The following is an 8136-nucleotide window of genomic DNA, read 5'->3' as shown; positions in this document are numbered from 1 at the left end:
GGCGGCCGCCCCGGCCGGGGCGAAGCGCGCCGCAGCGAGCGCGCGCGCAACGCCCCGCAAGGGAGCGACGGCGGCGACGGCCCACCGCGCCCGTGCCGCGGCGCGCAGCGCCCGTGCACCCCTGCGTGCGGCCGCCCCCGCAGCGCCGGCCCGCCTGTCTTTCGGCCAGCTTGCAGGGTTGCACAAGGTCTCCGACCCGCTCGACCTCAAATCCAGCGTCGCGCTGGTGCTCGACCAGGACACCAAGGAAGTGCTGCTGAGCAAGAACGATCGGGCCGTGCTGCCCATCGCCTCGCTCACCAAGCTGATGACCGGCCTGCTGATCTCTGAGTCCCAGTTGCCGATGGACGAGCCCATCACCATCACCCAGGACGACGTCGATACCGAGAAGCACAGCAGCTCGCGGCTGGCCGTGGGCAGCACGCTCACGCGCGGCGAACTGTTGCACCTGGCGCTGATGTCGAGCGAGAACCGGGCCGCCCATGCCCTGGGCCGCACCTACCCCGGGGGGTTGGCGGCCTTCGTCGAGCGCATGAACGCCAAGGCCAAGCTGCTGGGCATGACCGACACCCGCTATGTCGAGCCGACCGGCCTGTCGAGCCAGAACCAATCGAGCGCGCACGACCTGGCGACGCTGGTGAACGTGGCGCACGCCGATCCGCTGCTGCGCGAGCTGTCCACTTCCCCGGGCCATGAGGTGGCGATCGGCCAGCGCGTCCTGCAGTATCGCAACACCAACCGCCTGGTGCAGAGCCCGGCCTGGGAGATTGGCCTGCAAAAGACGGGCTACATCTCCGAGGCGGGGCGCTGCCTGGTGATGCAGGCCGAGGTGGCGGGGCGCAAGCTCATCATGGTGTTCCTGGATTCGGCCGGCAAGTTCAGCCGTCTGGGCGATGCCGAGCGCGTGCGCTCGTGGGTGGAGAGCCTGCAGACGGGCGGCGCCAGCGTGCTGCACGCCGGGGCCGCAGGCGCCGGCCTCAAGCCTTGAGCCGTGCGGCGCCGGACGGACCGGCGCCCGGCCCTCAGCGCAGGACGGTGCGCAGCCCCGCGCTGTAGCCCAGGGCGGCGGAAATCTGCTGCGCCGTGTCCTGCAGCTTGGGCAGCCAGCCTTCGTCGAGCCGGTCGGCCGGCGCCGAGATCGACAGGCCGGCCACCAGCTGCCCCTGGTCGTCGAACACCCCGGCCGCCATGCAGCGCACGCCCAGCTCCAGCTCCTCGTTGTCGTGGGCCACGCCCCACTGGCGCGCGCGCGCCAGCTCCCGTTCGAGCGCCGGCAACTGGGTGATGCTGTTGCGCGTATGGCCGGGCAGGCCGGTGCGCGCCGCGTAGGCGCGCACCCGTTGGGGGTCGTCGGCGGCGAGAAAAAGCTTGCCGGTCGAGGTCAGGTGCAGCGGCGCGTGCCCGCCGATGGCACGCACCACCTGCATCCCGGAGCGCTCGCTGTAGGCGCGCTCGATGTAGACGATCTCGTCGCCCTGGCGCACGCTCAGGTTGACCGGCTGCTGGATCGCCTTGTGCAGCTGGCGCATCGGGGCCAGCGCCGCGTCGCGCACCGACAGGCGCGCCTTCACCAGGTTGCCCAGCTCCAGCAGGCGCATGCCCAGGCGGTAGCTGCCTGGCTCGGGCCGGTCCACGAAGCGGCCGATGGTCAGGTCGTTCAGGATGCGGTGCGCGGTCGAGGGATGCAGGCCGGTGCGCTCGCTGATCTCCTTGAGCGAGATCGCCTCCTCGCGCGAGGCGAGCACGTCGATCAGCTGGAACATGCGCTCCAGCACCTGGACGCTGGGTTTCTGGGGCACGTCCGGCGGGCTTTTCTTCATGGCGGGCAAGGGGTGGAAAAGTGCCCCATTTTACGAGATGAAAAACGGGCGCACCGGGCGCCCGTTCATTCCATGGCCGCGCCAGGGGGCTGGCGCGCCCCGGCCGGCTCAGCTGCCGCGCGTGACCGGCACCTGCGCGGCCTTGCCGTAGCTGCCGTACTTGCCCAGCTCCCACTTGGCGATCGCGTTGCGGTGCACCTCGTCCGGGCCGTCGGCAAAGCGCAGCGTGCGCGCGTTGGCATAGGCGTAGGCGAGCGGGAAGTCGTCGCACACGCCGCCGCCGCCATAGACCTGCATGGCCCAGTCGATGACCTGGCAGGCCATGGTGGGCGCCACCACTTTGATCATGGCGATCTCGGTCCTGGCGACCTTGTTGCCGACGGTGTCCATCATCCAGGCGGCCTTGAGGGTCAACAGGCGCGCCATGTCGATGCGGCAGCGCGCCTCGGCGATGCGCTCCTGCGTCACGGTCTGCGCGGCGATCGGCTTGCCGAAGGCGACGCGGCTGCTCGCGCGCTTGCACATCAGCTCCAGCGCCCGCTCGGCCTGGCCGATCAGGCGCATGCAGTGGTGGATGCGCCCGGGGCCCAGGCGCCCCTGCGCGATCTCGAAGCCGCGGCCTTCGCCCAGCAGGATGTTGTCCACCGGGACGCGCACATTGTCGAAAATGACCTCCGCGTGGCCGTGCGGGGCGTCGTCGTAGCCGAAGACGTTGAGCGCACGCACGATGGTGATGCCCGGGGTGTCGGCCGGCACCACGACCATGCTCTGCTGTGAGTGGCGGGCGGCTTCCGGGTCGGTCTTGCCCATGGTGATGAAGACCTTGCAGCGCGGATCGTTCGCGCCCGAGGTCCACCACTTGCGGCCGTTGATGACGTAGTGGTCGCCGTCGCGCTCGATGCGCGTGGCGATGTTGGTCGCATCCGAGGAAGCCACGTCCGGCTCGGTCATGGCGAAGGCCGAGCGGATCCGGCCTTCCAGGAGCGGCTTGAGCCACTCGGCCTTGATGGCCTCGGAGCCGTAGCGGGCGATGGTTTCCATGTTGCCGGTGTCGGGCGCCGAGCAGTTGAACACCTCGCTGGCCCACAGCACGCGGCCCATGATCTCGGCCAGCGGCGCGTACTCGGCGTTGGTCAGGCCCGCGCCATGGTAGCCCGAGGCTTCGGCCGTGTCCACGGGAAGAAACAGGTTCCACAGCCCGGCGGCCTGGGCCTTGGGCTTGAGGTCCTCGACGGTCCTGAGCGGCTGCCAGCGGTTGCCCGCGGCCGTGTTGGCGGCCATCTCCTCGGCGTACTGTTTCTCTGCCGGGTAGATGTGCTCGTCCATGAACTGCAGCAGGCGGGCCTGCAGCTCCTTGGTCTTGGGCGAGTAATCGAAATCCATGGTTTTCCTCCGTAGGTGCGCCGGATCGGCGTTGTCAGCTGCGCGTGGCAAAGGACCAGGCGAGCTCGGCCATGGGCCGCGCCGTGGCGCCGGCTGCCTTGGCCTGGGCGCTGGCGGCCGTGCCGGCCTCCACGCGCTTGGCGATGCCCTGCAAGATGGCCGCGATGCGGAACATGTTGTAGGCCAGGTAGAAGTTCCAGTCGGCCGCCAGCGCCTCGGGCTCGGCGATGCCGGTGCGGGCGCAGTAGCGCTCGATGTAGTCGCGCTCGGACGGGATGCCCAGCTGCGCCAGATCAAGGCCGCCGATGCCGCGTCCGAGCTCGTGCGGGATGTGCCAGCTCATGCAGTGGTAGGCGAAGTCCGCAAGCGGATGCCCCAGCGTGGACAGCTCCCAGTCGAGCACGGCGATCGCGCGCGGCTCGTCGGCATGGAACATCAGGTTGTCCAGGCGGAAGTCGCCGTGCACGATCGCCACCCGGCTCTCGTCGCGCGCGCTCTCCGGCATGTTCTCGGGCAGCCATTGCATCAGCCGGTCCATCTCCTCGATGGGCTGGGTGATGGAGGCCTGGTACTGCTTGCTCCAGCGGCCGATCTGGCGCTCGAAGTAGTTGCCCGGCCGGCCGTAGTCGTCCAGCCCGACCGCCGCCGGATCGACGCTGTGCAGGGCAGCGATCACCCGGTTCATCTCGTCGTACACCGCGGCGCGCATCGCGGGCTCCATCCCCGGCAGCGACTGGTCCCACAGGACCCGGCCCGCCATGAACTCCATCACGTAGAAGGCCCGCCCGATGACGGACTCGTCCTCGCACAGCGCCAGCATCCGCGGCACCGGGACCTCGCTGTCCGCCAGCGCGCGCATCACCCGGTACTCGCGCTCGATCGCGTGGGCCGAGGGCAGCAGCTTGGCCACCGGCCCGGGCTTGGAGCGCATGACGTACACGCGCGCTGGTGTCGTCAGCTTGTAGGTCGGGTTGGACTGCCCGCCCTTGAACATCTCCAGCGACAGCGGCCCGGCGAAGCCGTCCACATGGGCATTGAGCCAGCGGCTGAGGGCCTCGGTGTCGATGGCGTGGGCACCGGAGACCGGGCGCGTGCCGATGAAGTGGTCGAAATTGCTCATGGATGGAAGGCTCGCTGTTCAGGAAGGGGGCGCCCCGGCCGGGCCGCACCTGCGGATGCCCCGCTCAGGGCGTGGATTCGGTGATGCGCATCAGCGCCGGGCGGTCGCACACGACCAGCCCGGCCGGCTCGATGCGGATGATGTCCTCGCGCTCCATCGACTTGAGCTCCTGGTTCACGCGCTGGCGCGAGGCCCCGAGCAATTGCGCGAGTTCCTCCTGCGCCAGCTGCAGGCTGATGCGGATCTCCTCGCCGTGCGCCAGGCTCGGGACGCCGTAGCTGCGCACCAGGTGCAGCAGCTGCTTGGCCAAGCGCGCGCGCAGGGGCAGGGTGTTGAGGTCTTCCACCAGCCCGAACAGCACCCGGATGCGGCGCGCGTGCAGGCGCAAGAGCGCCTCGTACAGCTCCACGTGCTGCGCAAGGATCTTCTTGAAGTCGCCGCGCGCCACGCACAGGATGGTCGTGTCGCCATGCGCGTAGGCATCGTGCGTGCGCTGCTCGCCGTCGAAGAAGGCCACGTCGCCGAACCAGATCCCCGGCTCCACGTAGGTCAGCGTGATTTGCTTGCCCGAGATCGAGGTCGAGCTCACGCGCACCGCACCGCGGGCGCAGGCGATCCACTCCTCGGGCGGATCGCCCCGCGCTGCAATCAGCGCGCCGTCCTTGTAGCGCTTGACGTAGGAGCATCGGAGAATGTCGTGTCGCAGCGATGGCGAGAGGGAGGAAAACCAGCGACCGGAATTGATCGCCTCACGTTCTTCGATCGTAAGAATGGGTTCGTGCATGGTCTGTCTTGTGGGTGACTGGAGGGGCGGTGCATGTCGCCTGAGGGACCTGTGGCGCGCTGACACTGCGGGCCGGGTACAATTGCAGGGTTAACCCATGACTTTATCCAAGGGCGAGAAAGGCAATCCGGTTATGACACCGCGAACTAGCACGGAGACCCCCTCCAGCCTGTGAAGGCTGGCCGTTCGCGCCTGCACGAGAACCCTGCATCTCCCCCTCGATGAAAGCGCGGACCCTGTTCCGCGCTTTTGCTTTACGGGCTCAAGCGCACTTCCCCCTTGAGCACCGCACAGGAATTTCACCATGATCCAGATCACGCTCCCCGATGGCTCCCGGCGTTCGTTCCCCGGGCCGGTCACGGTCGCCGAGGTGGCGCAGTCCATCGGCTCGGGCCTGGCCAAGGCCGCGCTGGCCGGCCGGATCGGCTCGGGCGAGGAGGCGCGGGTGGTCGACACCAGCCACCTGATCGAGCACGACGCCCAGCTCGCCATCGTCACCGCCAAGGACCCCGACGGGCTGGAAGTCATCCGCCACTCTACCGCCCACCTGCTGGCCTACGCCGTCAAGGAACTGTTCCCGGACGCTCAGGTCACCATTGGGCCGGTGGTGGAGAACGGCTTCTACTACGATTTCGCCTACAAGCGCCCCTTCACGCCCGAGGACCTGGCGGCGATCGAGAAGCGCATGGCCGAACTGGCCGCCAAGGACGAGCCCATCACCCGCCGCGTGCTGCCGCGCGACGCTGCGGTCGAGTATTTCAAGGGCTTGGGCGAGCACTACAAGGCCGAGATCATCGCCAGCATCCCGGCCGGCGAGGAAGTCAGCCTGTACCGCGAGGGCGGCTTCGAGGACCTGTGCCGCGGCCCGCACGTGCCCTCCACCGGCAAGCTCAAGCACTTCAAGCTGATGAAGGTGGCGGGCGCCTACTGGCGCGGCGACCACCGCAACGAGATGCTGCAGCGCATCTACGGCACCGCCTGGGCCACGAAGGAGGAGCTGCAGCAGTACCTGACGCTCTTGGAGGAGGCCGAAAAGCGCGACCACCGCAAGCTCGGGCGCGAACTCGACCTGTTTCACATCGACGAGCATTCGCCCGGCACTGTGTTCTGGCACCCCAAGGGTTGGGCGCTGTGGCAGCAGGTCGAGCAGTACATGCGCCGCGTCTACAACGACAACGGCTACCAGGAGGTCAAGGGCCCGCAGATCCTGGACAAGACCCTGTGGGAGAAGACCGGCCACTGGGACAAGTACCGCGAGAACATGTTCATCACGGAAAGCGAGAAGCGCGACTACGCGCTCAAGCCGATGAACTGCCCGGGCCACATCCTGATCTTCAAGCAGGGCATCAAGAGCTACCGCGACCTGCCGCTGCGCTATGGCGAGTTCGGCAACTGCCACAGGAACGAGCCCACGGGCGGGCTGCACGGCATCATGCGCGTGCGCGGCTTCACGCAGGACGATGGCCACATCTTCTGCACCGAGGACCAGATCCAGCCCGAAGTGCTGGCCTTCACGCAGCTCTTGCAGAAGGTGTATGCCGACTTCGGCTTCACCGACATCATCTACAAGATCGCCACGCGGCCCGAGGCGCGCATCGGTTCGGACGAGAGCTGGGACAAGGCGGAAAGTGCGCTGATCCACAGCCTGGAAGCCTCGGGCTGCGAGTTCGAGATCTCCCCGGGCGAGGGCGCCTTCTACGGCCCGAAGATCGAGTACACGCTCAAGGACGCCATCGGCCGGCAGTGGCAGTGCGGCACCATCCAGGTGGACTTTTCCATGCCCGAGCGGCTGGACGCCGAGTACGTGGGCGAGGACGGCGCGCGCCACCGGCCGGTGATGCTGCACCGCGCCATCGTCGGCAGCCTGGAGCGCTTCATCGGCATCCTGATCGAGCAACACGCCGGGGCCTTGCCTGTGTGGCTGGCGCCGGTGCAGGTGGCGGTGCTCAACATCACGGACGCCCAGCAGGATTACTGTCGCGAAATCGCCGCAAAGCTGCAAAAAGCACTGCCGGATCAACCCCTTAGGGTGGCCACCGACCTGCGTAACGAAAAGATCACGTATAAAATACGCGAGCATTCCCTGCAGAAGCTGCCCTATATCCTGGTCGTGGGTGACAAGGAAAGGGCGGCTGGTTCCGTGGCGGTGCGCGCCCGGGGCGGCAAGGACCTGGGCGTGATGTCCGTCGATGCATTCATCGACCTGATCGCACGGGACATCGCCTCCAAGGCCTGAGCCCAGCCCCCCACCGGGGCTGCCACGGAGCGCACTGCGGGTGCGCAAACCGCCACGCTTTTGTGGTTTTTTGATTGAGGGTGAGAACCATCGCTACCGAATTTCGTGACCGTCGGCATCGTGAAGAACGCAAGCACCGGCTGAACCGTGAAATCATGGCGCCCGAAGTGCGCCTGTCCGGGCCGGACAACGAGCCCCTGGGAATCGTCAGTCTGCAGGAAGCCCTGCGCATGGCGGGCGAGCTGGACGTGGATCTGGTGGAGATCGCCGCCACGGCCAATCCGCCGGTCTGCCGCCTGATGGACTACGGCAAGTTCAAGTACCAGGAGCAAAAGAGGGCAGCCGAGGCCAAGGCCAAGCAGACGGTCATCGAGATCAAGGAAGTGAAGTTCCGCCCCGGCACCGACGAGGGCGACTACAACATCAAGATGCGCAACATCCGGCGCTTCCTGGCCGAAGGCGACAAGGTGAAGGTCACGTTGCGCTTTCGCGGTCGCGAGATCACGCACCAGGAGCTGGGGCTGGCGCTGCTCAACCGCGTGCGCGACGACCTCGCCGACAGCGTCCAGGTGGAGCAGTTCCCGAAGCTGGAAGGCCGCCAGATGATCATGATGCTGGCGCCGGCGCGCAAGAAGGTGGGCGCCACCAAGCCGGCGGCCGAGGGCGCGCCCCAGGCGGGCTGAGCGGCACGCAGCACGAAGAACAAGACCAGGTTCGGCCGGTGGCCGCCCGCGAGGGCGGCGGCCGGCCACAAGGCGGGGCCCTTCGTGGCGCCCCGCCTCGCGGCAGGGTG

The 8136-nt window shown here is 68.0% G+C and carries 7 protein-coding genes; 3 read left to right on the top strand and 4 right to left on the bottom strand.

Annotation, left to right across the window (positions count from 1 at the left end):
- The coding region (locus tag A612_RS15095) for a serine hydrolase (protein WP_040437151.1) at nucleotides 1-988 on the top strand (988 nt) is incomplete at its 5' end.
- Between the two features lie 34 nt (nucleotides 989-1022).
- Here A612_RS15095 and A612_RS15090 read toward each other — a convergent pair.
- The 4 genes from A612_RS15090 to A612_RS15075 all read right to left on the bottom strand — a co-directional run bounded on the left by A612_RS15090 (nucleotide 1023) and on the right by A612_RS15075 (nucleotide 5107).
- The gene (locus A612_RS15090) at nucleotides 1023-1820 is read right to left on the bottom strand and encodes an IclR family transcriptional regulator (RefSeq protein WP_019375272.1); all 798 of its coding nucleotides are present in this window, start codon (nucleotides 1818-1820) and stop codon (nucleotides 1023-1025) included.
- Nucleotides 1821-1928: 108 nt separating this feature from the next.
- Nucleotides 1929-3203 carry an acyl-CoA dehydrogenase family protein gene (locus tag A612_RS15085; RefSeq protein WP_019375271.1) on the bottom strand — a complete coding sequence of 425 codons (1275 nt, stop codon included), beginning with the start codon at nucleotides 3201-3203 and terminating at the stop codon, nucleotides 1929-1931.
- A gap of 34 nt (nucleotides 3204-3237) precedes the next feature.
- Nucleotides 3238-4323: a phosphotransferase gene (locus A612_RS15080; RefSeq protein ID WP_019375270.1), complete on the bottom strand. Its 1086-nt coding sequence runs from the start codon at nucleotides 4321-4323 to the stop codon at nucleotides 3238-3240.
- A 64-nt stretch (nucleotides 4324-4387) separates the two neighbouring features.
- Nucleotides 4388-5107 (bottom strand): Crp/Fnr family transcriptional regulator, encoded by a 720-nt coding sequence (locus A612_RS15075; RefSeq protein WP_019375269.1) that lies wholly within the window; start codon nucleotides 5105-5107, stop codon nucleotides 4388-4390.
- A gap of 304 nt (nucleotides 5108-5411) precedes the next feature.
- Between A612_RS15075 and thrS the strand changes: the two genes are divergently transcribed.
- Both thrS and infC read left to right on the top strand, forming a co-directional pair.
- Entirely contained in the window at nucleotides 5412-7343 is a 1932-nt protein-coding gene (thrS, locus tag A612_RS15070) for a threonine--tRNA ligase (protein WP_019375268.1), read from the top strand.
- A gap of 80 nt (nucleotides 7344-7423) precedes the next feature.
- The gene (gene infC / locus A612_RS15065; protein WP_075807059.1) at nucleotides 7424-8026 is read left to right on the top strand and encodes a translation initiation factor IF-3; all 603 of its coding nucleotides are present in this window, start codon (nucleotides 7424-7426) and stop codon (nucleotides 8024-8026) included.
- Nucleotides 8027-8136: the final 110 nt, after the last annotated feature.

This window comes from Melaminivora alkalimesophila, from assembly GCF_000282995.1.
GTDB classification, from domain to species: Bacteria; Pseudomonadota; Gammaproteobacteria; order Burkholderiales; family Burkholderiaceae_C; genus Melaminivora; species Melaminivora alkalimesophila.
This window is presented reverse-complemented; position numbering and strand designations above follow the sequence as displayed.

Excerpts from the sequence above, each read along its gene's own strand:
- A612_RS15090 (WP_019375272.1), bottom strand. The coding sequence starts at position 1,820 with ATGAAGAAAAGCCCGCCGGACGTGCCCCAGAAACCCAGCGTCCAGGTG.
- A612_RS15085 (WP_019375271.1), bottom strand. The coding sequence starts at position 3,203 with ATGGATTTCGATTACTCGCCCAAGACCAAGGAGCTGCAGGCCCGCCTG.
- A612_RS15080 (WP_019375270.1), bottom strand. The coding sequence starts at position 4,323 with ATGAGCAATTTCGACCACTTCATCGGCACGCGCCCGGTCTCCGGTGCC.
- A612_RS15075 (WP_019375269.1), bottom strand. The coding sequence starts at position 5,107 with ATGCACGAACCCATTCTTACGATCGAAGAACGTGAGGCGATCAATTCC.
- thrS (WP_019375268.1), top strand. The coding sequence starts at position 5,412 with ATGATCCAGATCACGCTCCCCGATGGCTCCCGGCGTTCGTTCCCCGGG.